This window comes from Pseudomonas caspiana (assembly GCF_002158995.1).
Taxonomy (GTDB): domain Bacteria; phylum Pseudomonadota; class Gammaproteobacteria; order Pseudomonadales; family Pseudomonadaceae; genus Aquipseudomonas; species Aquipseudomonas caspiana.
In genome coordinates this window covers 218,624-244,933 of sequence record NZ_LOHF01000001.1, presented here as the reverse complement: position 1 = coordinate 244,933, position 26,310 = coordinate 218,624, and the positions used below count along the sequence as shown (strand labels likewise).

18 protein-coding genes are annotated in these 26,310 nt (G+C 57.3%); 4 read left to right on the top strand and 14 right to left on the bottom strand.

The window, feature by feature from the left end; translation table 11 throughout:
- Positions 1–62: 62 nt before the first annotated feature.
- Positions 63–335 (top strand): DUF1652 domain-containing protein, encoded by a 273-nt coding sequence (locus AUC60_RS01070; protein WP_158099085.1) that lies wholly within the window; start codon positions 63–65, stop codon positions 333–335.
- Between the two features lie 128 nt (positions 336–463).
- Here AUC60_RS01070 and AUC60_RS01065 read toward each other — a convergent pair whose 3' ends face one another.
- On the bottom strand, positions 464–2,872 hold the full coding sequence (locus AUC60_RS01065) for a UvrD-helicase domain-containing protein (protein ID WP_405622777.1): 2,409 nt from the start codon (positions 2,870–2,872) through the stop codon (positions 464–466).
- Positions 2,873–3,235: 363 nt separating this feature from the next.
- On the opposite strand from AUC60_RS01065, the gene AUC60_RS01060 reads away from it, so the two are divergent.
- Positions 3,236–3,931 (top strand): pirin family protein, encoded by a 696-nt coding sequence (locus AUC60_RS01060; RefSeq protein WP_087264148.1) that lies wholly within the window; start codon positions 3,236–3,238, stop codon positions 3,929–3,931.
- A 227-nt stretch (positions 3,932–4,158) separates the two neighbouring features.
- Here the strand turns inward: AUC60_RS01060 and pgm are convergent, their stop codons facing one another.
- From pgm to AUC60_RS01040, 4 genes are all read right to left on the bottom strand, one after another.
- Positions 4,159–5,799 carry a phosphoglucomutase (alpha-D-glucose-1,6-bisphosphate-dependent) gene (pgm, locus tag AUC60_RS01055; protein ID WP_087264146.1) on the bottom strand — a complete coding sequence of 547 codons (1,641 nt, stop codon included), beginning with the start codon at positions 5,797–5,799 and terminating at the stop codon, positions 4,159–4,161.
- A gap of 133 nt (positions 5,800–5,932) precedes the next feature.
- Entirely contained in the window at positions 5,933–8,245 is a 2,313-nt protein-coding gene (locus AUC60_RS01050) for an ATP-dependent DNA helicase (protein WP_087264485.1), read from the bottom strand.
- Between the two features lie 210 nt (positions 8,246–8,455).
- Positions 8,456–9,961 (bottom strand): hypothetical protein, encoded by a 1,506-nt coding sequence (locus AUC60_RS01045; RefSeq protein ID WP_087264144.1) that lies wholly within the window; start codon positions 9,959–9,961, stop codon positions 8,456–8,458.
- Positions 9,962–10,639: 678 nt separating this feature from the next.
- Entirely contained in the window at positions 10,640–11,668 is a 1,029-nt protein-coding gene (locus tag AUC60_RS01040; RefSeq protein ID WP_087264142.1) for a zinc-dependent alcohol dehydrogenase family protein, read from the bottom strand.
- Between the two features lie 559 nt (positions 11,669–12,227).
- On the opposite strand from AUC60_RS01040, the gene AUC60_RS01035 reads away from it, so the two are divergent.
- The gene (locus AUC60_RS01035; protein ID WP_087264140.1) at positions 12,228–13,142 is read left to right on the top strand and encodes a LysR family transcriptional regulator; all 915 of its coding nucleotides are present in this window, start codon (positions 12,228–12,230) and stop codon (positions 13,140–13,142) included.
- A 146-nt stretch (positions 13,143–13,288) separates the two neighbouring features.
- Here AUC60_RS01035 and AUC60_RS01030 read toward each other — a convergent pair whose 3' ends face one another.
- Complete coding sequence (locus AUC60_RS01030) at positions 13,289–14,539, bottom strand: MFS transporter (protein WP_087264138.1); 1,251 nt, start codon at positions 14,537–14,539, stop codon at positions 13,289–13,291.
- A gap of 102 nt (positions 14,540–14,641) precedes the next feature.
- On the opposite strand from AUC60_RS01030, the gene AUC60_RS01025 reads away from it, so the two are divergent.
- Positions 14,642–15,610, top strand: a complete 969-nt coding sequence (locus AUC60_RS01025) for an AraC family transcriptional regulator (protein WP_087264137.1) — start codon at positions 14,642–14,644, stop codon at positions 15,608–15,610.
- A gap of 37 nt (positions 15,611–15,647) precedes the next feature.
- On the opposite strand, the gene AUC60_RS01020 is transcribed toward AUC60_RS01025, so the two are convergent.
- The 8 genes from AUC60_RS01020 to acnA form a co-directional block, all read right to left on the bottom strand.
- A complete protein-coding gene (locus AUC60_RS01020) occupies positions 15,648–16,409 on the bottom strand; it encodes an SDR family oxidoreductase (protein ID WP_087264135.1) in 762 nt (253 codons plus the stop codon).
- A 29-nt stretch (positions 16,410–16,438) separates the two neighbouring features.
- Positions 16,439–17,266 (bottom strand): DMT family transporter, encoded by an 828-nt coding sequence (locus AUC60_RS01015; protein ID WP_087264133.1) that lies wholly within the window; start codon positions 17,264–17,266, stop codon positions 16,439–16,441.
- Positions 17,267–17,340: 74 nt separating this feature from the next.
- Complete coding sequence (gene gcvA / locus AUC60_RS01010; RefSeq protein ID WP_087264131.1) at positions 17,341–18,246, bottom strand: transcriptional regulator GcvA; 906 nt, start codon at positions 18,244–18,246, stop codon at positions 17,341–17,343.
- A 219-nt stretch (positions 18,247–18,465) separates the two neighbouring features.
- On the bottom strand, positions 18,466–19,191 hold the full coding sequence (locus AUC60_RS01005) for an ABC transporter substrate-binding protein (protein ID WP_087264130.1): 726 nt from the start codon (positions 19,189–19,191) through the stop codon (positions 18,466–18,468).
- A gap of 162 nt (positions 19,192–19,353) precedes the next feature.
- Positions 19,354–20,997: an acetolactate synthase large subunit gene (locus AUC60_RS01000; protein WP_087264127.1), complete on the bottom strand. Its 1,644-nt coding sequence runs from the start codon at positions 20,995–20,997 to the stop codon at positions 19,354–19,356.
- 83 nt (positions 20,998–21,080) lie between these two features.
- Positions 21,081–22,406 (bottom strand): MFS transporter, encoded by a 1,326-nt coding sequence (locus AUC60_RS00995; RefSeq protein ID WP_087264484.1) that lies wholly within the window; start codon positions 22,404–22,406, stop codon positions 21,081–21,083.
- Positions 22,407–22,467: 61 nt separating this feature from the next.
- Positions 22,468–23,520 carry a lactonase family protein gene (locus tag AUC60_RS00990; RefSeq protein ID WP_087264126.1) on the bottom strand — a complete coding sequence of 351 codons (1,053 nt, stop codon included), beginning with the start codon at positions 23,518–23,520 and terminating at the stop codon, positions 22,468–22,470.
- A 96-nt stretch (positions 23,521–23,616) separates the two neighbouring features.
- On the bottom strand, positions 23,617–26,292 hold the full coding sequence (acnA, locus tag AUC60_RS00985) for an aconitate hydratase AcnA (RefSeq protein WP_087264124.1): 2,676 nt from the start codon (positions 26,290–26,292) through the stop codon (positions 23,617–23,619).
- Between the last annotated feature and the right edge of the window lie 18 nt (positions 26,293–26,310).

Sequence of the window (26,310 nt, the reverse complement as noted above, 5' to 3'; positions counted from 1 at the left end):
CAGCTTTTGCTGACGTTTCGACAACTCCCTTGCCTCCCCATTTGAGCTATGGAAGTGCTCGTTTGAAAGAGGTAGGCCTCATGAATAAAGTCACGTTCCCCAATGCTTGTCAGCTGATGCGCTGGTATTTCCACCCGGTGGGCTTTGAAGCCACCATGGACGCTCCCAGTAGCATGGTGGTCCGCCTGTTTGATCGGGCCAGTGGCGAGACGGTCATCGCTGTTGCCGGTCTGCGTTGCGCAACCGTCATGAACGCAACCGAGGTGGAGCTGATTATTGAGGCTATTGAGGCAGAACTGGAATCGTTCGTGCCATTGCGCGCTGTAGGGCTCTGAACAGCCTTCGCACTTCAGAAAGCAGTTGATCTGTAGGAGCGACAAAGGCTTCGATGGCGAGGCATCAGAATCAGTGCTTTCGCAGCCTTCGGCAGCTCCTACAGAAGGACACTGATCTGGAGCGATATCTACAATCCTCCCCTACGACCGCGCAGATCCTCAAAAAACGGCTTGTCTGCCGGGATCCGGTCTGACGCCTTTGTAGTGTTCACCCCCTCCTTCGCGCTGCCATCGATATACCAATAGCAATGTCGCACTGCACGAGTGATTGCCACGTATGCCAAGCGCAAGACTTCGTCTTTTTGCGCATTGTCGAAGGCATCCGTATCCCCGGGATTACCTAACCCGGCCTGACGATAAAGCTGATTCTTGTGCGGCGAGTGAGTCAAATGCTGGCAATCACCCAGCAGGAATACTGCATCCGCCTGCAGGCCTTTGGCGCTGTGGTAGGTCAGTTGTTTGAAGCGCCGCGATTGAGGTGGCAATGCATAATCAGCATTAACAAGCGCCTGTAACTTATCGGAAAATAGAGCTTTATCGCTGCTCTTTCGATATAGCAACAGGATCGAATCACCGTCGTTGTAATGCTCGATCAGACGCTCTGTCAGTGAATCATCATCGCGCTCCAGCACCGTAACCGGTAGCAATTCCTGCGCTGCTCCGCTGGCTTTGGCTTTTTTGCCCGCAATGGCCGGTGCCGCCCGCACAATATGTTCCGCAGCATCAATGATGTGCTGATGACTGCGATAGTTATCGCTGAGCATGACCTTAGTGGTGGCGGGAGCCGGAAACTCCTTGGGAAACTCCATGAAGAACTTCGGAGAGCTGCCACGCCAACCATAGATAGACTGCCAGTCATCCCCCACACACAGCAGCGATGCGTGCTGAGCGGTGCGGCCGATATGCAGGTCGGAACCGCGACGGCGGATCTCTCGCAAACAGGCGCGGCCCCAGGAAACGATCTGCGGCGAGACGTCCTGAAACTCATCGATCATCAAATGCGAGAGTGGCCTGAGCTGATGATCACCGACAAGCTTGAGGTTTTCCGGTGAGTTCTCGCCAAACAAGGCAAACATCCGGTTATAGGTCATCACCGGCGGTGTCTGGCTCAACAAGTGATTTTCAAACGCCTTCCAGAACAGGCTCAGGGCTTCAAAGAAATACCGGTCAGGATCGTTGTTGGCAAAGCTCATTTCGGCAACGGCAGCCGGAACATCAAGCCCCAGGTTTTCGATAAAGCCTGCTGCCGCGACAAAACTGTCCAGCAGTGGCGCAGCACTTAGATCGCCCTTGACCTTGTAATCGAAGCCCGGCCCGGCCACCGCTGCGCCGGACAAGGACTGCAGCACACGACCGCCCGCTTCATAGTTATCGAGCCAGATCACCGGCTTGCGACAGAAAGCTTGAAACAGTGTGCGCTTGATGACCCATTCCGCCCAGATCGGCAACTTGGCGCCAGAGCGTTTCATCTGCTGGTCTTCGGATGGATCAAACCCGAGCACCACCCAGGCGTCCAGTTCTGCCACGTAGCCATGCAGATGAAAGCCGAAGCCGTTGATCTCGACCGTTTGCCGCATCGGCTCGATGCCTTTGACGGGCCAGGCTTTTGCGCGAATCCACAGGTCTTCGATGGTGTCGCACAGCTCTTCATCACGCTTGGCCGACAACTCGGTGACCGTCACCCGCTTCTGCACATCGGGATGATCGCGCTCCAGCTCCTTGAGCTGCAGTGCCTGGCGATACAACGGCGCCATGACATCACGGAAACGCTCGTTGCTGGCGTACAGGTCGCGGTAACACAGGTTCAGTTGCTGACGCTGTGCGTCATTGATGCGTAAGTCAAAAGGATTGCTATCCGCCCCCTCCTCCAGCCCTGCTGTGGATTGAGCACCCAGATTTTCAAAAGCAGTGAGTCTCTCAAGCCCCGGCATACTTCGCACCAGCGGCAGAATCCGCGAATGGAAGGTGCGAACCACGTCCCGCGCCTGTTTCTGATCCAGATTGAGACCCCAGCAAGCAAATATCTCGACCAGTTTATTGACGAAGTCCTTACGCGACTCACGGGTGAAAGTCACCACGGTCATGGAGTCCAGCTCGAAGCTCAAATAATGGCTGAGCAGCAAAATCCGCAATACCAATGAAGTCGACTTGCCTGCGCCTGCCCCGGCGATGACGTACGTCGATGGCGTGTCACTGAAAATCATCTTCCACTGCGCAGCACTCGGTTGCGCATGAGCCGGTAACTTCTGACTGACATCGGCTTTCATCCGCTTCTTGATGTCAGCGGTCAGCGGCAGGCGCCAGTCATCGAACAGATGGTCGTCGACTTTCGGCCCGCGATGCTCATGGGGGCGAGTATCGCGGATCACCAGGACCTTGCGGCCCTCTTCAATGCCGTCCAGATGCCCCTCGGCATAACCCTCTTCGACACCCTGCAAGTGGCCGTTGAGATAACCGTCGGCATGGCCTTGAGTCCATGACGGCAGGTGTTGCCCGCCCAGACGGTTTAGCCCTCGCCCCAACAAGCGCGAGAGCATGCGCTTGATCAATGGAAGCTGATGGGGAGGTGTGAGTTCGGGTTCGACATCGGCGGCAACATCAACAGGCAGATTGTCTGGCACGCAGGCTCCAGGGCACAGATAGGGCGAAAGTCCCTATGGTCGCCCGATTCGCCTTTTAGCTCCAGTAAATGCTTTTCCATCAGGTAATTAGCCGATCAAGTGCAGGTCAAGTGGAGAATACTGACTCAGCCATAACATCGATTAAATCGATAATTAAAAGCGAGTATTTACGCTTTTTATCGATAATTATTTGATCAATCATAGCTGCCATCAACAACTTACAACGTTCAGCAGCCCGGGCTCACAATCAATGCCCGCTTCTGCACAGGAGGCCACACCATGCTGCAATTACGACCTTTCAACACTTTGGGCGGCGCCAACCACGGCTGGCTGGACGCACACCACCACTTCTCGTTTGCTGAATACTACGACCCAAAACGCATGAACTGGGGTCAGCTGCGAGTCTGGAATGATGATGTTATTCAGGCCGGGACCGGCTTCCCGAAACACCCGCACCGGGACATGGAAATCATCACTTATGTTCGTGAAGGCGCCATTACTCACGAAGACAACCTGGGCAACAAAGGGCGTACTGAGGCTGGCGACGTTCAGGTCATGAGTGCCGGGACGGGTGTGGCTCATAGTGAATACAACATGGAACCTACCGCGACCAAGATCTTCCAGATCTGGATCATGCCCAATGAAACCGGTGCAGCACCCTCTTGGGGCGCCAAACCGTTTCCAAAAGGTGATCGGGAAGGTTTCGTGACCCTGGCCAGCGGCAAGTCCGGTGATGATGTAAGCCTGCGTATCCGCGCTGATGCACGTCTGGTGGCCGCCAACCTGAAAGCCGGGGAAAGCGCCGAGTACCATATGGATGCGGGTCGACGTGCCTACCTGGTACCTGCTACCGGCAGCATTGAGGTCAACGGTCTGCAAGCGAACGCCCGAGACGGTGTTGCCGTTGAAGATGAACGCGTACTGCGGGTAACCGCCATCGAAGACAGCGAAATCGTGCTGGTCGACGTGGCTTGAACCTTGAGCAAACGCTGCAAATGAAAAAAGCCCGGATTCTCGCGAGTCCGGGCTTTTTTGCGCTGAATTGAAACAGATCACTTGTAGGAGCTGCCGAAGGCTGCGAAATCCGTCGTCCTGACACACCGCTATCGCAGCCTTCGGCAGCTCCTACAGATCATTCGTCCATTCAATAATGAGTCTGTAAGAGAGCACGGAGAATACGCGACGCCCGCGATGGCGGTGTGTCAGGCAATCGCAGCATCCACCAACACCTGAGCTTCTGCTACCAGCCGCTTGAGGTGCTCTTCACCGACGAAGCTCTCGGCGTAGATCTTGTAGATGTCCTCAGTCCCTGATGGACGAGCCGCAAACCAGCCATTCTCCGTCATGACCTTCAGGCCGCCAATCGCCTGATTATTGCCAGGAGCATGACTGAGAACGCTTTGAATCGCCTCGCCCGCCAACTCTGTGGACTTGACCTGATCCGGCGACAGCTTGCTCAGCGCAGCTTTCTGCTCCGGACTCGCCTTGGCTTCAACCCGCGTCGAGAATGGCTCACCCAGCTCCTGAGTCAGGGACTGGTAAATTTCGCTTGGGTCGCGGCCTTTGCGAGCAGTGATTTCTGCAGCCAACAGCGCAGGAATCAGACCGTCCTTGTCGGTGGTCCAGACGGTGCCGTCCTTACGCAGGAACGATGCACCTGCACTCTCTTCCCCGCCAAAACCCAGCGAGCCATCAAACAGGCCATCAGCGAAGAACTTGAAGCCCACTGGCACTTCGTACAGACGACGACCCAGGCGGGCCGTGACCCGATCGATCATGCCGCTGCTGACCACGGTTTTACCAACCGCCGCATCCGCACGCCAATCCGGACGATTCTGGAACAGGTAATCGATGGAAACAGCCAGATAGTTGTTCGGGGCCAGCAGCCCGCCGCTTGGGGTCACGATGCCGTGGCGATCGTGGTCAGGGTCGCAGGCAAACGCGACCTGATACTTGTCTTTCAGGCCGATCAGGCTCTGCATGGCAAAGTTGGACGACGGGTCCATACGAATGCGGCCGTCCCAGTCAACGCTCATGAAGCGGAACGTCGGGTCGACGAACTGATTGACGACGTCTAGATTCAGACCGTAATGCTCACCGATTGCCGACCAGTAACGAACCCCGGCACCACCCAGCGGATCAACGCCAAGGCGCAGACCTGCGTTGCGGATGGCGTCCATGTCGATGACGTTTTTCAGGTCGGCAACATAGGTGTTGAGATAGTCATGACGATGCGTCGTGTCGGCACGCAGCGCTCGTTCATGAGTGATGCGGCTGACGCCCTGGATCTTTTCAGCCAGCAGTTCATTGGCCTTGGCTTCAATCCACTTGGTGATGTGGCTGTCTGCCGGGCCACCGTTAGGAGGGTTGTACTTGAAGCCACCGCTTTCCGGCGGGTTGTGCGACGGCGTGATGACAATGCCGTCAGCCAGGCCGGATGTGCGGCCGCGGTTATAGCAAATGATCGCGTGGGAAACGGCAGGTGTCGGGGTGTATTCATCACCTTCGGAAATCATTACCTGCACGCCATTGGCGGCAAGGACTTCCAGGGCGCTGGCAGCGGCCGGCGTGGACAAGGCATGGGTATCAGCGCCCAGGAACAGCGGGCCATCGATGCCATTAGCCTGACGGTACAGGCAAATCGCCTGACTGATGGCCAGAACGTGCCATTCGTTGAAGCTGAGTTCAAACGAGCTGCCACGGTGGCCGGAAGTACCAAACGCCACGCGCTGGGTCGAAATCGACGCATCAGGCTGGCCGGTGTAATAAGCGGTAACCAGTCGCGGAATATCGACCAGCAACTGAGGCGGTGCCAGCTTGCCGGCGAAGGGACTGAGACTCATACAACCTCCATGAAAAAACAGAATAGAAATAAAGCTGGCTGCTGTACGGCAAACAAAAAATGATCAGCGGCGCGGCAGTTTACTGGCAGTTTGACCTCGCTGCTTGGCTATCGATCCCTAAGTCTTTGAGCAATCAAAGCTGCCACCAGCGAGGGAGTAACTGACGGACTTTGGGCTCGGCAAATCGATCATCAATCAGCATGACCACACCCCGGTCCTGCTGCCCACGAATCACCCGCCCCGCCGCCTGCACAACCTTTTGTACACCCGGAAAAAGGTAGGTGTAATCGTAGCCCGCACCGAACAACACAGCCATACGTTGTTTGAGCTGCTCATTGACCGGGTTGAGTTGAGCCAGGCCTAGCGTGGCAATGAATGCGCCGATCAGTCGCGCGCCCGGCAAATCGATGCCTTCACCAAACGCGCCGCCCAGTACAGCGAAGCCGATCCCTTGGCTCTCAAGGGTAAAACGATCAAGAAAGCCCTGACGTTCACTCTCACTCATCCCACGCGCCTGCTGCCAGAGCGGGATATGCGGATGGCTTTGCTGCATCAAGTCCGCGACTTGCTGCTGATAATCAAAACTGCTGAAAAACGCCAGGTAGTTGCCCGGCCGAGCCTGAAACTGTTCAGCCAGCAGTTCCACGATCGGCGCCAGTGACGCCTGGCGATGGGTGAACCGCGTGGAAATCCGGCTGATGATCTGCACGTCCAGTTGTTCCCGACTAAACGGCGACTCCACATCAATCCATGCCGTATCAGCGGGCAACCCCAACAGATCGGCGTAATAGTGACGAGGGCTCAGGGTGGCCGAGAACAAAACGCTGCTGCGTGCGGCCGTCAGCCTCGGTCGAATGAACCGGGCTGGCACCACGTTACGCAGGCACAATCTGGAGTAGCTGCGCTTGCTGCTTAGCGCCCTTTTACTGATATCGAATACAAAGTGCTCGTCGAACAACTCGGCGATACGCACAAACGCGATCACCTCGAAATAAAAGCTTTGCAGCCCGCCGTTCAGCGCCTGGGGGTGATCATTGAAATAATCTCCCATGGCAGACACGCAGAGGTTCAGGGCTAGGAGAAATTTGCCAGGGGTTTCGGGGTAAGCCTGATAAGGGGCAAGTTGTTCTTTATGTAGCGCGTTCCACTCACGATTCAGCCGCTGCAGGGTTTTCTGTAACGCCTCAGGCGCTGTCTGACGCAATGCGTTCAAGTTCTGCTGATCAAGACTGGCGCTGTACATCTGCCGCGCACGCTCGACCATGTTGTGGGCTTCATCCACCAGCACGGCCACGCGCCATTGATTGAACTGACTGAGCCCGAACAACAATCCGCTGAGATCGAAATAGTAGTTGTAGTCAGCAATCACCACGTCCGCCCAGCGCGCTATTTCCTGGCTGAGGTAGTACGGGCAGACCTCATGCGCCAGTGCCACTTCACGCATGCCGGCCTGATCCAGCCAGGGCGCGGCCAGCGCAGCACTGCGCGCAGCGGGCAAACGGTCATAAAATCCTTTGGCCAGCGGGCAGGAATCGCCATTGCAGGCCTTATCCGGATGCTCGCAAGCCTTGTCCCGGGCGACCAGCTCCAGCACACGCAGTTTCAGCTCTGGTGCGCTGGTCCGAATCACCGTCAACGCATCCAGTGCCAGCTTGCGACCCGGCGTTTTCGCCGTCAGGAAGAACACTTTGTCCAGCTTCTGCGTCGGCGCGGCCTTGAGCATCGGAAACAATGTGCCAATGGTTTTACCAATGCCGGTGGGCGCCTGCGCCATCAGACAACGTCCGGTACTGACCGCTTTGTAAACCGATTCCGCCAGATGACGCTGGCCGGTACGAAAACTTGCATGGGGGAACTTCAGTTGGCTCAGTTGCTGGTTACGCTCACCGGCGTGCATGAGTTCCTGCTCAGCCCATTGCAGAAATATGGCGCAGTGCTGCTGAAAAAACGTCTGTAGGGTCAACGCAGAGAAGCGCTCTCGAATCAGCGTTTCCTGCTCGGTGACAATGTTGAAATACACCAGCGCCAGATTCACCTCATCCAGCTGCAATTGCTGACAAAGGAGCCAGCCGTAGACCTTCACCTGTGCCCAGTGCAACTGCCGATGGTTATCCGGCATCGCTGACAACTCACCGCGGTAGGTCTTGATCTCCTCCAACTGGTTCAGCGCAGGGTCATAACCATCTGCCCTGCCGCGGATCTTCAGATGCTGATACTCCCCCGACAGCGAAACCTCGGTTTGATAACCCGGGCCGCGTCGCGCCGCCACACTGCGATGCCCAGCGATGCCTTCCTGGGCCGTAGGTGATGGCGTAAAGCGCAGATCGAGATCACCTGCCTTGGCGGTGAACTCGCACAGTGCACGAACGGCCACAAGGTAACGAGCTTGATCAGTGGGGTCAGGAGCAAGCGAGCGGAGCTCTTCAGCGCTGACCTCGGGCTTTATTTCGGAACTGCTGGATAAAGAAATGACGGTCACAACCTGAGATGCCGGTACTGGATGGGCATACAGATAACAGCACCGGTCATATCTGGCAAATACAAATGGATCAATGGGCCGCTCTACCTCAGCAGCACAGGACTGTCGTGAAGCAAACATGTGTCCGGTAGTTCCCACAGGGAATGCATTTCAATCCGGGCTCGATAAGGGCGACCGTCAACGCCCGGAAAGCACCTCGACGATATTGCCCCCCGTTTGCGGATCAATCGTCATGACTCGTTTTTTGTCAGGATCGGATGCGCGCACCCGGGCAATGATCGACGTCGGATCACTGAAGTCCACCCGGTTTTTTCGATACAGGCTCTGCAGGCCCTCAAGGGTCAGCCCGCTTATATCGCCAAGCCATTGCAGAACCTGATCAGGCGCGGCCAAGCCCTGCAAGGCCTTATGCAAATCCGGCAGAGCCACCAGCATGCCTGGATGAAGACGCCGCAGGAAAGCTTCGAGATCCCGACCTTCGTTGATGAACGGGGAAAACAACAGGCAGATCAATTGTGCTTCGCTCACGCCGAAGCCTTCCTGAGCAAAGGCCGAGGCCAGCTCGCGACGCGAGGCAATCCCCTCCTCGCTGGCATATGCGTTCATGGCCTGATCGATCAAGCGTTGAGGCATGTGTTTACGACGCATCATGGCTTTAGCCAACTGCAGATACTCGGCAATCCCTTCGGCGTAACTGCGGCCCTGGACGTATTGCACTTTCAACCCACGCATATGCGCCATCAACAGCGGGTTGGCACAATCGGACTCGCTGAAACCGAACGCCAGCTCATCGAAACGAAACTCCAGGAATTCAGTCAGCAACTTCCAGTGTTCTTCTGCGTTGCTGGCGATCAGGTCACTGATGGCAATGAATGCCGGAGCGGCGGCTTTATTCGCAACACTGACAGGCGCAATCAACGGCTCCGCAGATTCGTCATTCGCCCCATAAAGTTCCTGATGGTAGGACTGGCTGATATTTCCGATGATACTCAGCATCGCGCTGAAGTTCTGGTTGCCCCAATCGGTAAAGCGGTACGCCGTACGTGGCGCAAGTCGCATGACCCATGTGACATATTGCTTCTGCTCCTTGCGTGAGTCGCCACTCACGACGGCATCTACACCGCTGCCCCAGGTAGTCGCCAGCTCAAAGAACTCGGCGATTCCCAGATAACAGCTGTTGCAGAATGTCGTGCGCCCGTCACCGGCAGAAACGTGCCCACTGACCAGCATGTCGGAGCGATTTTGCTCGCGCCCGACATGGGACATCGGCTGACCCGGCTCGAATATCCTGACGGCCTGATGATCGACCTCCAGCAGTTCCACACGAGGGTCGTCATGCAGAAACAGTGCGGCGTACGTGCGCTGGATGTTCTCCATGACCGCCGGGGTCATGCCCGCGTGACGCATGTTGGCAATACGCAGATGAAAAGTCGCGGGGGCACGCCCAGCGATGCTCAACTGGGCGGCCCGCAGCAATGCGACCGTGTAAGCGCTGTCCTTGCCGCCACTGAAGGGCACCAGCACCTTGAAATCGGAAATACGTTCGATACCGCCCGCCGCAACGATCAGACGCTGTATCAGTAGCTGCAATGCAGTGCGCTCTGATCGTCGAAAATAACCCAGCAGGCGTTGCAGCACTTGCTGATAGACGTAGTTCATTGCCTGTTCGTGAATAGAACTCATGCTGTCTCACTCCTGTGTTTTCCCCAACGAGGCGCGTTGCAAGAAAGGAGTTCTGAATCAGAAAGCACCACAAAATTATAATTGACCATGACTCATTCCCTGAGTGGTAAGCACCCAACTATTATCGATATTAATTTAACAATTACAAGATCAGGGACGGGAATAATATTTCGAGGCTAGTACGTTTAAGTTTGCAGCCATTAAACACTTTAGTTTAATTTAATGTTTATGAAAGCCCCACTGGCCGGCCGCTTCTGATGAGGACTTGCGCAAGGCGTCGTGCTGCAACGCTATCCCTGAGGCCGAGAGTTCTTTAGTGGATGAGGTAAATCAGGCACAACATATGTCGGCTTCGATAACAAATTCGCCCCGACAGCGAACCGGATTTCAGTTCAGGCATTTGCGGTTACTCAAGATATCTGGATTCGCCTGCATCAATATACGCCCATTATTAAACACATTAACGCCTATAAGCGTTAGCACATTCACATCGAGGACGAGTATGCGACAGCGAGGCAAAAAGCTCGCTGTTTAATAGTTGCTTATTCAGACAGACAATAGGTAGCCGGATGTTTAAAAACATCCCGACACTATACCGTTACGGACTAAACCAAATACCCCACAGCAAAATGCCCTCCAGAGCGGAAGGCATTTTAAGAGGTGCAGCGCTGAATCTGATCAGGCCTGAGGCTTTTCAACCTCGAGCACTGCACGGCCACCAATCGGGCAACCATCCATGTAACGGTGCGCCTGAACCACGTCGCTGAAGGCGAAAACCCGTGTCTTGAGGGGTTCCAGCACCCGATCGGCAGTCAGTTGATTGATGTCACGCAGTGCACGTTGCAGCGCTGCGTCATCCTGAGTAATACCCAGTTCCGGCTTGCCCGTGAAATTGCCCAGGCAGTGGACGAAGAACTGAATGTTCTTCTGGAACGCCGCACAGGCCGGGAATGGCGTCTGATTACCACCTTGCAGGCCATACAACACGAGGCTGCCACGTGGTGCCAGAACATCACCCATGATCGACATCTGTGGCCCCCCCAAACCGTCGAGCACCACATCGACACCGCGATTGTCCGTGTACTTGTTGACGGCCATCAGCAGGTCCTGCTCTTCGGTCACCACTACTTTGTCGGCACCCAGCGACAGCAGATAGTCGCGAGCGTCGTCGGTCTTGGTGACCGCGATCACCTTCAAACCCAATGCTTTGCCCAACTGCACAAATGAAGGCCCTGAACAGTGGCTGGCATCTGTAACCAACGCAGTTTGTCCCGGCTTGATTCGCGCCAGATCAACATAGGCAAAGTACGCAACCAACAACGGCGTGTAGTGAACGCTGGCCTCAACCGGAGTCAGCACATCGGGGTAGCGCGTCAATGACGTGCGCGGGATGACGATAAGTTCGCCATACACCGGGTGTTGATTCGGATCGGCTGACGGAAAGCTGGCGACTTTGTCACCCACCTTCAGGTCATCAACACCCTCGCCAACCGCTGTGACAACACCGGCCATTTCGTGACCGAGGCCCGCAGGAAGCCGTGCTTGAGAAGGTGCCAGATTTTGCCGCCAAAGCACGTCGTACCAGCTGATACCGATCGCCTGGACACGTACCTGTACCTCACCGGGTGCTGGCAACGCGACCGGATGCTCTTCTACCTTGAGCACCTCGGCTGGACCAAACTGATGAAAACGAATCGTGCGGGACATTTCGAACCTCGCCTAGAAAACCTTGATGCCATGAACTCTATCCGGGCTCTGCCGGTAACACTATCAGTGGCTATTAATAGTCGACATGTCTGTCATCGATTGTCATAGGTTTCGCAGGGATATTCCCAGGCCAATCGTCAAACGCTCATGCATTCATGGGCCGCCATTGTTGGCATGTCAGCCTGACAATGCAACCCGCAGCGTCGCCGGGCGTCTGGCACAGCGTAAAATTTATGAATGCGCAAAGGTAGCGTTTGCTCGTACTATTCACGCCCGAGGGGTGTAGGAATTGTCGCTAAACCTCCGACACAGTGCTGTCGTCTGGCGAAGATTAATCTTTTGGCGTGCACCAGCATTGAGGTCGCGATAGCAGTTTATCTGACACACAGCGTCGCTGTCGTCATCACCTCCGCATCCGTAAGGAAATACCAGCACCATATTTTGTTGAGGAAAGGTCGCCGCTGGAATCTCAGCTTGATCCATCCGGCTTCACCAAACAGCTACAAACGTCAGCTGTTTGCATACCATCGCATTGACAAACGGCCCGAGATATCCCGCCATGAATCGCAACGACCTGCGTCGCGTTGACCTCAATTTGCTCATCGTTTTCGAAACCCTGATGCATGAGCGCAGTGTTACGCGGGCGGCCGAGAAGCTGTTTCTCGGGCAACCGGCTATCAGTGCAGCCCTGTCGCGGCTGCGTGGTTTGTTTGACGACCCATTGTTTGTGCGCACCGGACGCAGCATGGAGCCCACGGCAAGAGCGACCGAGATTTTCGCCCTGCTCTCGCCGGCTCTGGATTCTATTTCCACCGCCGTTAGCCGCGCTTCGGAGTTTGACCCGGCGACCAGCACCGCCGTATTTCGAATTGGTCTGTCAGACGATGTTGAATTCGCTCTGCTGCCGTCCCTGCTCAAACGCCTGCGCTCGGAATCACCGGGCATCGTTCTGGTCATCCGCCGGGTCAACTACATCCTGATGCCTGCACTGTTGGCGTCCGGCGAGATATCCATCGGAGTCAGCTACACCAGTGACCTGCCAGCCAACGCCAAACGCAAGGTCCTGCGCCGCAGCAAACCCATGCTGCTACGCGCCGACACCATGCCCGGCGCATTAAGCCTCGAAGACTTCTGCTCCCGCCCCCACGCACTGGTTTCCTTTGCCGGCGACTTGAGTGGCTTTATCGACGAACACCTCGAGAAGATTGGCTGTAAACGTCACGTCGTCCTCGCGGTACCGCAGTTCAACGGGCTGGCAACGCTGCTTGCCGGAACCGACATCATCGCCACAGTGCCGGACTACGCCGCGGCCGTGCTGGCCGCTGCCGGCGGCGTAAGGGCCGAGGCATTGCCCATTGAAACCCAGACCTTCGAACTGCACATGGCCTGGCGTGGGTCGCAGGATAACGATCCGGGTGAGCGTTGGTTGAGGTCGCGGATTCAGATGTTTTTTGGCGACCCTGATAGCCTTTAATGGAACTCCTGCCGCCTGTCTAAACCCACTGGACTTCATGACTCATGAACGCTGCGCGCAACGATTTTAGGCGTCCTTGGAGACGTCGTATTGTTCACGATGCATCTACTGATTACGGACGGATCAAGGCGCTGCGGCAAACCGGATCAAAGGTGCAACGCGGGCTTGGGCTGGCGAACGTCATGGGCAGAAGGGACGCGGACACGCAACGCAATCAGCAACGCGGCTAGCAGCATCAGCACGGCCGCCGCTACAAATACGCCTGCGCTGCCACCGAGGCTGAACATTGCACCGCCAGCGGCGGCGCCGGTGGCAATGGCTGACTGCACAGAGGCCACTACCATCCCTCCGGCGCTTTCCGCCTGATCAGGCACCGCGCTGGCGACCCAGTTCGACCACGCCACCGGCACACCACCAAAGGCCAGGCCCCAGACCGCCAGCAGTACCGCCTGCCCCGGCACCGAGGGCGGCAAGAGCACCAATGCCAGTGCTGCAACGCCGACCAGCGCGGGCATCAGCACCAGAGTGGCCAGCGGGTGGCGCTCCAGCAGCTTGCCGGCCAACAGTGTGCCGACAAAGTTCGCCACGCCAAAACCCAGCAGCATCAGTGACAGTCCTTGCGGGCCGATACCGGTCGTTCCTTCAAGGAACGGCCGGACATAAGTGAACATCGCGAAGTGGCCGCTGTGCACCAGCACACAACCGAACATCCCCATGGCAATGCCCGGACGCTGCAACACCTCGAAAACGGTGCGCAGACGTGCCGGCCGACGCGGCGCGAGGGGCGGCAGAGTGAACGACTGGAAAGCCAGGGTCACCATGCCGACCGCCGCCGCTGCAAAGAACGCGCTGCGCCAGCCATATAATCCGCCCAGATAGCTGCCCAGCGGCACCGCCACGACCGTGCCGATGGCAATGCCGCTGAAAATGATCGACAACGCCCGGGGCAACAAAGCACTCGGTACCAACCGCATCGCTACCGCCGCCGCCATGCTCCAGAATCCGCCAAGGGCAATGCCCAGCAAGATGCGCATCAACAACAGCACCGCGAAGCTGGAGGAAACGGCGACCAACAGATTGGAGGCGACCATCAACGTGGAAAAACCCAGCAACACCCAACGTCGGTCTATGCTGCGGGTCAGGCCTGGAACCAACAAGCCAGCGAACAGCGCCACCACTGCGGTCACCGTTACCGCCTGGCCAGCCAGCGCCTCGGACACTCCCAGGTCGGCAGCCATCAGCGTCAACAAACTGGCCGGAAGGTACTCAGCGGTGAGTAATCCGAACACACCCATTGCCAAAGAGAAGACGGCCATCCACGCCGGGGTCTCAGGCTCTACATCCGCACCGACGCCAGGATGGCGGTCAGACGGGGCGTTACATACACAGTCAGTCATTGCACAGATCTCCCAATCTTCATGGCGAGCCGAAGTCTAGGCGCCGGAAGCTGGATGATCTATGATCGAAAATCTCTACTTTTTGATCAAAACACCTGAACGATGCCTGCTGATCAGTTTGCCCTCTCTTCGGATCTCATCAACGAGCTGTTGCGCGGCATGCGCCTGCGTGGCGTCGAATACCGGCGTATCCAGGCGGGTCCAACCTTTGGCTTGGGTTTCTCGGAAAAACCCGGGCATGCCTGGTTCCACTTCATGGCTGTCGGTAATGCGGTGCTGCAAATGGAGGACGGCAGCACCTACGCGCTGTCTGCCGGCAACGCCGTGTTCATCTCACATGGCGCGGCCCATCAACTGTTTTCCCACCCGGACGCGCCTGTTCAAGACATCGACCGCCTGGACGGCGCCCCCTTAGGTGACACCGTCAGCGCGGTGGATACCGGAACCGATGCCAGCCCCACGCCGAGTACTATTTTGTTCAGTGGTTGTATGGAGTTCGAACTGGGCAGTATCCATGGCCTTGGCCAGTTGATGCCGGGCCTGATGCTGATTGATGCCGGCGGCCAGCGTTACCCCGGCCTGGTGCCGATCCTGAGCACCATGGAGCGCGAGGTCAGCGCCGCCCGTGTGGGCTTCGCCGGAATCCTTGCGCGGTTGGCCGACGTGGTGGCCGCCATGGTCGTTCGCGGCTGGGTGGAGTGCGCCTGTGGCAACGCTTCTGGGCTGGTCGCCGCCTTGCGCGATCCACGCTTGGCCGCTGCACTGCTTGCGCTCCATCAACAACCGGGCCGCGACTGGACTGTCGCGCAGCTGGCAGAGCACTGCAATACCTCGCGTTCGGTGTTCGCGGAGCGCTTCCAGGTGACGATTGGCATGACCCCGCTGCGCTACGTCACCGAACTGCGAATGCGCCTTGCAAGCCAGTGGCTGACCCTCGAAAGGCTGCCGATTGAAGAGGTGGCGCAGCGTCTGGGCTATACATCCCAGGCGGCTTTCAGTCGTGCATTCAAGCGCATTACCGGCCAGACACCGGGATTGAGTCGCAAGGTGAGGCAGCCTGCTGTGAGTTGAAACCGAGCGTAAGCAGTCGATGATCCGTACCTCTGACTCATTTGCCGCCCGTAACGTCGAGGAATGTACCGGTAACGAATGATGCCTCCGCGCTCGCCAGCCATAGAATAGCGCGGGCCACTTCCTCAGGCTGGCCGCCGCGTCCCATGGGAATCGAGTCCTTGACTCGATCGACCCGTCCTGGCTCTCCACCACTGGCATGCATGTCGGTATAGATATGTCCGGGACGAATACAGTTGACGCGTATCCCCTCCCGAGCCACCTCCTTTGCAAACCCAATAGTGAAAGTCTCCAACGCGCCCTTCGACGCCGCATAGTCGACGTACTCATTGGGGCTGCCAAGGCGCGCCGAGGCTGATGAGACATTGATCACCACACCGCCCGGTCCGTTGTGACGGTACGCCATGCGCTTCACCGCCTGCTGGGCGCAGAGCATTGGCCCAATGGCATTGACCGCAAAGATACGCTGCATCCGCTCGAAGCCGAGCCCTTCCAGGCGTGACTGAGGCGCCAGCATCCCGGCATTATTGACCAGTACGTCGATGCGTCCGAACTCGCGGTCGATTGCAGCGAACAAATCGGCCACCTGCTGGGGGTCCGCACTGTCGGCCCGTATCGCTAACGCCCTGCCCCCCAATGCTTCTACATCCGCAGCCACGCCCAACGCTGCGGACTCGTTGGCAACGTAGCTGATAGCGACGTCATAACCTCTTTCGGCAGCCAGCCGGGCGGTTGCTGCCCCCACTCCACGACTTCCTCCGGTGATTAGAATCAGCGGTGCCTGCGAGACGTTGACCATTAGACATAGCTCCTTAGCCGTTGGCTGTATCAGCCGATGATGAGGGTGCCACTGGCGATCACCACGCACGCCAGTATTCGGCGTGCGGTGAGCTTCTCGCCGAGAAACACATAGCCGATCAACGCCGCAAACAGCACGCTGGTTTCGCGCAATGCGGATACCGCGCCGAGGGGCGCTTCGTTCATGGCGTAGATGACCATTGCATAGGCGAGCAAAGAGACCAGCCCGCCGACCAACGCGGACACTATTCCGGGCCTCACGGAGAACAAGCTGCGGGTGTCGCGCAGGCCGATGTAGACCACCGGCATCAGCACGCCCCACAGGGCACACATCCAGACCGTGTAGGCAAGCGGCGCGCCGGAGAGTCTGGCACCGATGCCGTCGACCACGCTGTAGGCCGCAATGAAACAGCCTGTTCCCAGCGCATAGGGCAGGTTGGGAATTGACAGGCGGCGCCCTCTGAAGGCCAGCGAAATAATCCCGCCTGACACCAGCGCAATACCCAGTAACTCGCCAGGCGTGATGCGTTCTCCGGCAAACACGGCTGCTCCGAAGGTGATCAGTACCGGCGACGATCCACGTGAAACCGGATAGACCTGCCCCAGGTCGCCGACTTGGTAACTGCGCACCAGAAACAGGTTGTAGCCTACATGCAGCAACGCCGAAAGCACTGCGTAGCTCCAGCTATCAATCGCAGGAGGTTCCATGAACGCTGCGGCGACGATACTGGCGATGGCGATGGCAATGCACATCACCGTCATTGACCACAGCCGGTCGGCGCCGCTGCGCAACAGCGCATTCCAGCTGGCATGCAGGAGCGCGGCAAAAAGCACGAGGAAGATCAGATGAACAGGCATGCGCCACTTTAGGCAAGCCGGTGCCGGGACTAAAGCGAAGTCTCCTCATCGCAGCATGAGCAAATACTCATGACTCACTGTTCCAGGCGTCGTACTTTCAGCGCCTCATTGACTAACCATTGGCGAAAGCTGGCGATGTGCGGTTGCGCTTCGATGCCCTTGGGGCAGACGAAATAGTACGCAAGCGGTGATGGGAGCGGCACATCGAACAGACGCACCAAACGACCATCGCTGATCTCGTTCTCGACATGCCCGCTGCGCACCAATGCCACACCCTGGCCGAGCAAGGCCGCTTCGACTGTCATGTTGGTATCGCCAAATCGGACGCTCTCCTGGAGCGGTGAATAAGCTAGCCCGACAGCTTGAAACCACACTTCCCACTTTGGCACCAACTCGGCTCCATCGCGCGTCAGCAGCGGGAAGTGCAACAAGTCCGAAGGGCTCTGCGGAATTCCCACGCGCCGCAGCAGTTCGGGGCTGGCGACAGGAAAAACCTGCTCCCCAAACAAGAACTCCGAATGCAGACCTGGGTAATTGCCCTTGCCTAGCCTGATGGCAACATCTGCCTGGCCGTGCGAGAAGTGGATGACTTTATCCGTGGTGTCCAGCGAGACCAACAGCTCGGGGTGCTGACGAGAGAGACGCGGCAAACGGGGTAGCAGCCATTTGAGCGCGAAGGAATAGGTGGTGCTGACGCTGAGTCGAACCCTGCCCTTTTGCTCGCGCAGGTCACCCAGAGTCGCCTCAAGACTGATGAAAAACTCCCGCACGATGGGCGCCAGCGTGGCGCCCGCTGCCGTGAGGCGCAACGCCTTGCCACGCTCAAACAATTGCACTCCCCAAAGCCCTTCAAGGTGCTTGAGCTGGTGACTGACCGCGCTTTGAGTAACATGTAGCTCCTGTGCGGCAGCTGTAAACGTTGGATGGCGGGTAGCAACTTCAAAAGCGCGCAAGGTCGCGGTGGGCGGCAGGTCTCTCATAGGGGCGATATCCAGCAAGTTATCGAAAAAGCGCGCACATGAACGTTAGCTCATGCGGCTGCTGAATTCACCGTAAATATCGATGTGCTAACGGGGCAATAGCTAGATTGAAACTGGGCGCTCAAAGATGCGAAGGTTTTTCGGTGTGCTGGATAAGCGAGTGATCGGGCATGAATAGCCTGATCACTCGCCAATAATGAGCTACAGAATGCTCACCGGTTATTTCGGAATGGAAACGTCCGCCTGCCCGGTTTCATCCAGTGCCTTGCGCACCAGACCATTGGCCTTCTGCCGTTTTACAAAGTCCTGGATGTATTCAGCACCGGCTGCGTACTGGCGGGGCACGGCCATCGCTTGGCGAATGGACGTGAATTGCCCCTCGATCACCCGATAACCCGCGTGGGCCGAAGCGAATTTCTCGAGAGGCTGACGCACCCCGGCCGCAGCGTCCAGCCCCTGATCAACGAACAGCTCGACTGCACCCGCCGAGGTGTCAGCCCGAAGCAACTCCGCGTGCTTCAAGCTCCGGGACAGATAGAGATCGTAGGCCGCACCTTCACCTACTGCGAGTTTCAAGCCAGCGCGGTCCAGATCATCAACCTGAGTGAACGTCGAATCAGCCCGTACCAGATAAGTGCCTTCGATGGCCACATAGGGATCGCTGAAAGCAACCTGCGCAGCACGCACCGGCTCGATCGCCATGAACGCCACATTCCAGATGTTCTGATCGAGCGCGGCAAAGACTTTTCCCGCAGCATCGAAAGTGACCATTTCCAGTGGTACGTTCAGCTCCTTCGCCAGTGCCTTGGCAAGCTGAACGGATACGCCTTGCGGGCTGCCATCGGCAGCTTGTTGCGCCAGCACAGGGTTACCAAAGTTAATCGCGGCACGAAGAGTGCCACCGGGTGCCAGGTCAGCCAGAACGGCCGGTGATACTGCGCTCATGTTTTTCTCCGAATCCAGAGCCCGGACAGGCAGTGAGAAATTAGCGGCAACGGCCGCGACGATGGAAATACAGCAACTGATGCGACGAAGTGAGATATAGATGGGCGTGCCCCTGCCCTATACCCGCGCTTAACGCCGTCTGGAGCCTGAAACCCGATCGATTTATACAAGAGCACTTCTTCTCTTGAGCTCAGTATTGAGAATGAAGTCATTCTCTGAATAGTCGACCGGGCAATCAATGACATGTACGCCTGGCTCGGCAATACAGCGTTCGATCATTGGCAGAAAAGCTTCTGCGCTTTCAACCCTGTGCCCTTTGGCTCCATAGCTGTTGGCGTACATGACAAAGTCAGGATTGCCATAATCCAGACCGAAGTCCTCGAAGCCCATATGCGATTGCTTCCAGCGGATCATCCCGTAGCCGTCGTCACGCAGGATGATGACAATCAGATTCATCTTCATACGCACCGCAGTTTCCAGCTCCTGGCTATTCATCATGAAACCGCCGTCGCCACACACCGCAACAGTCGGTTTCTGTGGATAGACCAACCGGGCGGCCATCGCCGAAGGGAGACCCGCGCCCATGGTCGCCAGCGCGTTGTCCAGCAGCACCGTGTTGGGCATGTGCGCTTTGTAATTGCGGGCAAACCAGATCTTGTAGATCCCGTTGTCCAACGCCACGATCCCCTCCGAAGGCAGCGCCTTGCGCAAGTCGGCCACCATCCGTTGCGGGTACATGGGGAAACGGTTGTCTTCGGCGCCCTCCACTATCTGAGCTTCGTTGGCACTACGGATCGTCAAAAGACGACTGAAGTCCCAGTGCTCCTGAGTCTCAAGCGCTTCAGAAATCTGCCAGATCGCATTAGCGATGTCGCCCACCACCTCAATCTGCGGGAAATAGACAGGGTCGACCTCAGCCGAACGGAAGTTGATATGAACCACTTCGGTGCCGCCACGAACCATAAAAAACGGCGGTTTTTCGATGACGTCATGGCCGACATTGATGATCAGATCCGCAGACTCCACCGCCCGATGGACAAAATCCCCCGAGGACAATGCGGCGTTGCCAAGAAAGCGCGGGTGGCGTTCGTCCACTACCCCTTTGCCCATTTGTGTAGTGACAAATGGAATGCCGGTCTTGTCGATCAACTGACGCAGAACCTTGGCGGTCATCTTCCGGTTGGCCCCGGCGCCGATCACCAGGATCGGACTTTTGGCCGCCTTGAGTTTCGATACAGCGGCCGCAATGGATTTGTACTCAGCCAATGGCCGACGGCTCAAGCTTGGAGGAATCGGCATGCTGTCGGTCTGTTCGGCAGCAATGTCTTCAGGCAGCTCCAGATGCACCGCGCCGGGCTTTTCCTCTTCTGCCAGCCGTATCGCTTCACGAACACGGGACGGGATGTTATCGGCGGAAGCCAACTGGTGCGTGTATTTGGTCAATGGCCTCATCATCCCCACCACATCGAGGATCTGAAAACGGCCCTGCTTGGACTTCTTGATCGGTTTCTGACCCGTGATCATCAGCATCGGCATACCGCCAAGGTAGGCATATGCACCGGCAGTCACCAGATTCGTCGCGCCAGGACCCAGCGTCGACAGGCAGACGCCCGTCTTGCCAGTCAAACGGCCGTAAGTTGCCGCCATGAAGCCAGCAGGTTGTTCATGCCGGGTGAGGACAAGCTGAATGCTTGAGCGCCGTAACGACTCCAGCAGGTCGAGATTCTCCTCACCGGGGATGCCGAACACGTACTCAACACCTTCACTTTCCAGACATTGCACTACAACATCAGCGGCCTTGGCCATCTTGTTACCTCAGCTTTTGGTAAGCGATGAGGCATCGCTTACGAATCGATTTCGGGCCGGTCACAGTATCAATCAACTGGCCGTTAGCGTGCTTCCTGACTCCTGACCACCAGGCTCTGCGCCGAATCTTTGTTGGTCACCCGCATGAACAAGGTCATCAGGAATCCAGCCATCAGCAGTGCGCTCAGGAACAGCAATCCATTGGCCGCACTTTGACTGTTGCCCTTGACCATACCAATCAAAGACGGCCCAACGAAACCACCCAGATTGCCTATCGAGTTGATGACGGCGATCGACACCGCTGCGGTAGTGCGATCAAGGAACAGCGTTGGCAGCGCCCAGAACGGTGATTTGAAGCTGTACAACCCGGACAACGCGAGGCAGATCATGGCCATGGCGACGTAGGGGTTGGCCAGCAAACCTGCGCCGATCAGTCCTAATGTTGCCAGGAGCAGTGGAATGGCCGAGTGCAGTTTGCGTTCGTTGCGTTTATCAGAACTGCGCGACCAGAGGATCATCGCCGCCGTAGCCACGATGTAAGGCAGCATGGCGATCAAACCGATCTGCGTATGCGTCAGCGACTCGGAAAAACTCTTGATGATCTGCGGCATCCAGTAACCGACACCAAGGCTGCCACACTGGTAAACAAAGTAGATGAACGACAGGTACAGCACCTTGGGATTGGTCATCGTCTTGTAGACGCTCAAGCTCTTGACGTTCTTGCGGCTCTGACGATCTCGCTCCAGCTCAGCGACCAGCCAGGCTTTCTCTTCAGGCTTGAGCCACTTGGCCTGCTCCGGCTTGTCCGTCAGAAAGAAGAAGCACGCTACGCCCAGAAACACAGCGGGAATCCCCTCAAGGAACAGCATCCAGCGCCAGCCGCTCCAGTTGAACCAACTGATGTTATCCATGATCCAGGTGCTCATCGGCGCACCAATGATGTAGCTCACCGGGATGGCTGCGGTGAACAACGCAACAGTAGTCGCGAGCTCTTTGGAGCGGAACCAGAACGTCAGGTAAACGATGATGCCAGGGAAAAAACCAGCCTCGGCGACCCCCAGGAAAAAGCGCAGGACGTAGAGCTGGTTGGCCGTCTGGGCGAAAGCGGTTGCGGCCGCGATCGCCCCCCAGGTCACCAGAATCCGGGCAATCCAGACCCGTGCGCCAAACTTGTTGAGCATGACGTTACTCGGCACTTCAAACAGGAAGTAACCGATAAAGAAAATTCCGGAAATGAAACCAAACGCCTCGCTGGTCAGCGCCAGTTCCTTGTTCATCTGCAGCGCGGCGTAACCGATGTTGGCGCGGTCCAGATAGGAAACGATGTAAAGCAGAAAAACGAACGGGATGATGCGCAGGGTTACCTTGCGCACGATAGCGTTTTCATCAGGCGTATTATTGTTGTTCATGGCGACCTCACTGTAAGCAAGCTGCTGCGTGCTCATGTACTTGTTATGGATCGGGCGTTACTCAGGCAGAAAAAACCATGCAAACAGGGCTTCCGGTGGTGGCCGTAAAACCTGTCTTGCTTAACCCTCCTTTGTGCGAATCCACAGCCAGCGAGATGATGGTGTCGCTGTCTTCGTTGAGCGCGAAGATGAAGCGACCATTGGGAGTCAGCGCAAAAAAGCGCGGTGTTTTACCGTTCGTGGGCGTGAATTCAACCGGGTTCAACAAGCCCGTTTGCTGATTAATGGCAAATACCGCAATGCTGTCGTAACCGCGGTTGGAGGCGTAAACGAAGCGTCCGTTGCGATCCACCTCTATCTCCGATGCCCGGCTGTTTCCGGTGTAAGTGCAAGGCAACGTTGGCAACACTTGAAGCGGCTGCATCGAACCGTCTTCGGCATTGAACTCGTAGGTCGTCACCGTTGAGTCCAGCTCGTTGATGACATAGGCAAAGGGTGCCTTGGGATGCAGTGCCAGGTGGCGTGGACCCGCACCTTCTCGCGTCATCACAAAAGGCTGATCGGCCGGGAACAAGTTGCCGTTGTCAAAGCGGAAACTGAACACCCGATCCAACCCCTTATCCGGCACCAGCACAAAATTGCCTGAGTGATCGAAGGGATTGAAATGCGGCTTGGCAAACGGCTGCTCGACCCGATGCGGGCCGGCAGTACCATCGAGTTCAAGCAGTTGATTGATCGTCCCCAGCGAACCGTTCTCGAGCACATTAATGACGGCCAGCGAGCCGCTGATGTGGTTGGAAACGACCAGAAAACGCTCACTCGGATCAAGAGCCAGGTGCACCGGGTTCTTTCCGTCACAGCTCTGCTGATTGATGAAGCTCAACTTACCGGTCGTCTTGTCGACGCTGAACGAGCTGACTTCGCTTTGATCGCCGTGCACGGTGTAGAGCCGATCACCCGACTTGTTGAGTGCGAGGAAGGACGGGTTAACTAGATCCTGAACAATCTGGATCAGTCTCAATGCGCCGTTTTCTTCGTCCACCTGATAAACCGTGATGCCAATGCCGCGCGCGTTTCGCGCGCGGGTGGTCCGTGAGCCGACATAGGCGTACATAAAAACTGTCTCCGGTTAGCTGAAGCCTTTTAACGAACGTCCCTTTCCCTCAGGGCTGACCGAGACACCCAAGTGTCGCGGTCGCCGCTGCGATCATCAGGTCGTGCGCTTGACCACCTTGCGAATCACGAACGGCAACACGCCGCCATTGGTGAGGTAGCGGATTTCCTGCAACGAATCGATTCGGGCGAACAGCTCGACCTGATCCTGATCGCCATTGCTACGGCAAACAGTCATCGTGACCGGGTTGTTACCGACGACCAGATCGTCGAGTCCGATAAAGTCGAAGTGCTCGCTGCCATCCAGCTTCAGATCTTCAACCCGCTCACCCGCTTTGAACTGCAGCGGGATCACGCCCATGCCAATCAGGTTGCTGCGGTGGATTCGCTCCACGCTGCTAGCCACTACAGCTTTGACGCCGAGCAGCGCCTGAGCCTTGGCCGCCCAGTCACGGCTTGAGCCGGCGCCGTAATTGATACCGGCAAAGACCACCATCGGGATTTGCTTGCGGGTATAGCTCTCAGCTGCCAGAAACAGCGGCAGACACTCGCTGTGGTCCGCGTTCCACGCCCAGACGCCAAGGCCCGGCTGGTTGTCCCCCAGCAGCAGGTTTTTCACCGAACGGTTAGTGAAGGCGCCGCGCAGCATCACTTCGTGATTGCTGCGGCGGGTGGAATATTGGTTGAGGTCCTGCGGATCCTCGCCGCGCTCGAGCAGCCACTGTCCGGCCAGGCTGTTGGCCGGAATAGCACCCGCAGGTGAAATGTGATCGGTTGTCACGTTGTCGCCCACCACCATCAGGACGCGCGCGCCGCTGATGGCCAGGGAATCTTTCGGTTCGGCCTTGATGTCCGCCAGGTACTGCGGGCGACGCAGATAAGTGGACTCCGGGCTCCATGGAAACTGCACGCTGCCGACCGCCGACAGCGCCTGCCATTGATGGGTACCGTCCCAGACCGTGGCCAGCCGTTGCTGGAAGAACTCTGGCTTGACCACTTCCAGCACCTGCCTGGCGATATCGGCATCGCTGGGCATCAAGTCGCGCATGTATACCGGCTGGCCTTGCTGATCCCGCCCCAGTGGCTGTGATTCAAGATCAATGTCGATTGTCCCGGCGATGGCATAGGCCACACAGAGCGCTGGCGATGCCAGATAACCGGCCTGCAGTTTCGGGTTGACCCGACCTTCGAAGTTGCGGTTGCCTGACAACACCACCACACCTTTGAGGCCTTGATCGGCAAACGCTTCAACATGCTCTTCGAGCTTGCCGGAGTTGCCAATGCAGGTCATGCAACCGAACCCTGCAAGGTCGAAGCCCAGCGCCGAGAAGTCTTCCAACAGGTTGGCTTCGGCCAGGTAATCCGCCACCACTTGCGAGCCGGGAGACAACGAGGTTTTCACCCAGGGTTTGCTTTTCAGACCCCGCGCACGGGCGTTGCGCGCCAGCAGGCCAGCCTGGACCATTTGCGAGGGATTGGCGGTGTTGGTGCAACTGGTAATGGCCGACATCACAACGGCGCCATGCGTGATTGGCTCGCCAAAGCTCGGCTCGAAAAAGCTCTGCTCGGCAGGACCGGCGATCAGGTTACCGCCTCCCATCACACCGTCACGGAACGACGCAGCAGCGTTCGCCAGGCTCTGGCGTTGATGAGGTTGATGGGGGCCGGCAACACTTGGCTCGATACTGGCCAGGTCAAGTTCGATCAGTTCGTCGAACTGCGGCTCGGCATGCTCGTCACGGCGCCACAATGGCTGAGCATTCATGTAGGCCACGACCTTGGTGCGCAGCTCGGCGGAACGACCGGTCAGCTCCAGATAGTTGAGCGTGTCACTGTCGAACGGGAAGAACACCACGGTCGCGCCGTATTCAGGCGCCATATTCGACACCGTGCCACGTGCAGCCCAGCTCAGTGTAGACAAGCCAGGGCCAGTGAATTCGACAAACTTGCCAACTACCGAACGCTTGCGCAGAATTTCCGCCACGTGCAGCGACAGGTCGGTCGCGGTCACGCCGGGACGCATGGTGTTGGTCACACGAATGCCCACTACTTTAGGAAAGCTGATGGGTACAGGCTCGCCGACCATTGCCGCCTGCCCTTCAAGCCCGCCTACGCCCCACCCCAGTACGCCAATGGCGTTGATCATCGGCGTGTGGCTGTCAGTGGCGACCATGTCATCCGGGTGGAGCATGCGCTGGCCGTCTTCGGTTTTGCTTTCCCAGACCACCTGCGCCAGAGCTTCCATGTTCATTTGATGGATGATGCCAGTGCCCGGAGGGATCACGCCGAAGTTGTCGAGGCTCTTCTGCGCCCACTTGATGAAGCGATAGCGTTCACTGTTGCGACGAAAATCGATATTAAGGTTTTCTTCGACAGCATCGGCTTCAGCGTAATGCTCAACGATCACCGAGTGATCGATGATCAGTACAGCGGGGATGAGCGGGTTCATTGACTTGGGATCGCCACCCAATTCCGCGACCACGTCACGCATCCCGGCGAAATCCGCCAAAGCCGGCAAGCAGGTAGTGTCATGGAACATCAGCCGGTTGGGCTGGAACGGCACCTCACAGTCAGGGCCGTCGCCCAGCGCCCGAGCCAGCACCGAAGGCAGCGCCTCAGGCGTACAGCGCGCGACGTTCTCCAGCAGGATGCGGATCGAATAGGGAAGCTTCGCAATTTGATCAGGGTTCAACATCTTGTGCAGATCGACGTAAGCGAATTGTTCGCCGTCAACCACCAAGCTGTTCAGCAGGTCAGTTGCAATCTCGGTCATGGTTGCATCACTCATTTT

What these genes read in the sequence shown, in the direction of transcription:
- AUC60_RS01065 (WP_405622777.1), bottom strand. Translation starts at nt 2,872, where the DNA reads ATGCTCTCGCGCTTGTTGGGGCGAGGGCTAAACCGTCTGGGCGGGCAA.
- AUC60_RS01060 (WP_087264148.1), top strand. Translation starts at nt 3,236, where the DNA reads ATGCTGCAATTACGACCTTTCAACACTTTGGGCGGCGCCAACCACGGC.
- pgm (WP_087264146.1), bottom strand. Translation starts at nt 5,799, where the DNA reads ATGAGTCTCAGTCCCTTCGCCGGCAAGCTGGCACCGCCTCAGTTGCTG.
- AUC60_RS01045 (WP_087264144.1), bottom strand. Translation starts at nt 9,961, where the DNA reads ATGAGTTCTATTCACGAACAGGCAATGAACTACGTCTATCAGCAAGTG.
- AUC60_RS01040 (WP_087264142.1), bottom strand. Translation starts at nt 11,668, where the DNA reads ATGTCCCGCACGATTCGTTTTCATCAGTTTGGTCCAGCCGAGGTGCTC.
- AUC60_RS01035 (WP_087264140.1), top strand. Translation starts at nt 12,228, where the DNA reads ATGAATCGCAACGACCTGCGTCGCGTTGACCTCAATTTGCTCATCGTT.
- AUC60_RS01030 (WP_087264138.1), bottom strand. Translation starts at nt 14,539, where the DNA reads ATGACTGACTGTGTATGTAACGCCCCGTCTGACCGCCATCCTGGCGTC.
- AUC60_RS01025 (WP_087264137.1), top strand. Translation starts at nt 14,642, where the DNA reads ATGCCTGCTGATCAGTTTGCCCTCTCTTCGGATCTCATCAACGAGCTG.
- AUC60_RS01020 (WP_087264135.1), bottom strand. Translation starts at nt 16,409, where the DNA reads ATGGTCAACGTCTCGCAGGCACCGCTGATTCTAATCACCGGAGGAAGT.
- AUC60_RS01015 (WP_087264133.1), bottom strand. Translation starts at nt 17,266, where the DNA reads ATGCCTGTTCATCTGATCTTCCTCGTGCTTTTTGCCGCGCTCCTGCAT.
- gcvA (WP_087264131.1), bottom strand. Translation starts at nt 18,246, where the DNA reads ATGAGAGACCTGCCGCCCACCGCGACCTTGCGCGCTTTTGAAGTTGCT.
- AUC60_RS01005 (WP_087264130.1), bottom strand. Translation starts at nt 19,191, where the DNA reads ATGAGCGCAGTATCACCGGCCGTTCTGGCTGACCTGGCACCCGGTGGC.
- AUC60_RS01000 (WP_087264127.1), bottom strand. Translation starts at nt 20,997, where the DNA reads ATGGCCAAGGCCGCTGATGTTGTAGTGCAATGTCTGGAAAGTGAAGGT.
- AUC60_RS00995 (WP_087264484.1), bottom strand. Translation starts at nt 22,406, where the DNA reads ATGAACAACAATAATACGCCTGATGAAAACGCTATCGTGCGCAAGGTA.
- AUC60_RS00990 (WP_087264126.1), bottom strand. Translation starts at nt 23,520, where the DNA reads ATGTACGCCTATGTCGGCTCACGGACCACCCGCGCGCGAAACGCGCGC.
- acnA (WP_087264124.1), bottom strand. Translation starts at nt 26,292, where the DNA reads ATGACCGAGATTGCAACTGACCTGCTGAACAGCTTGGTGGTTGACGGC.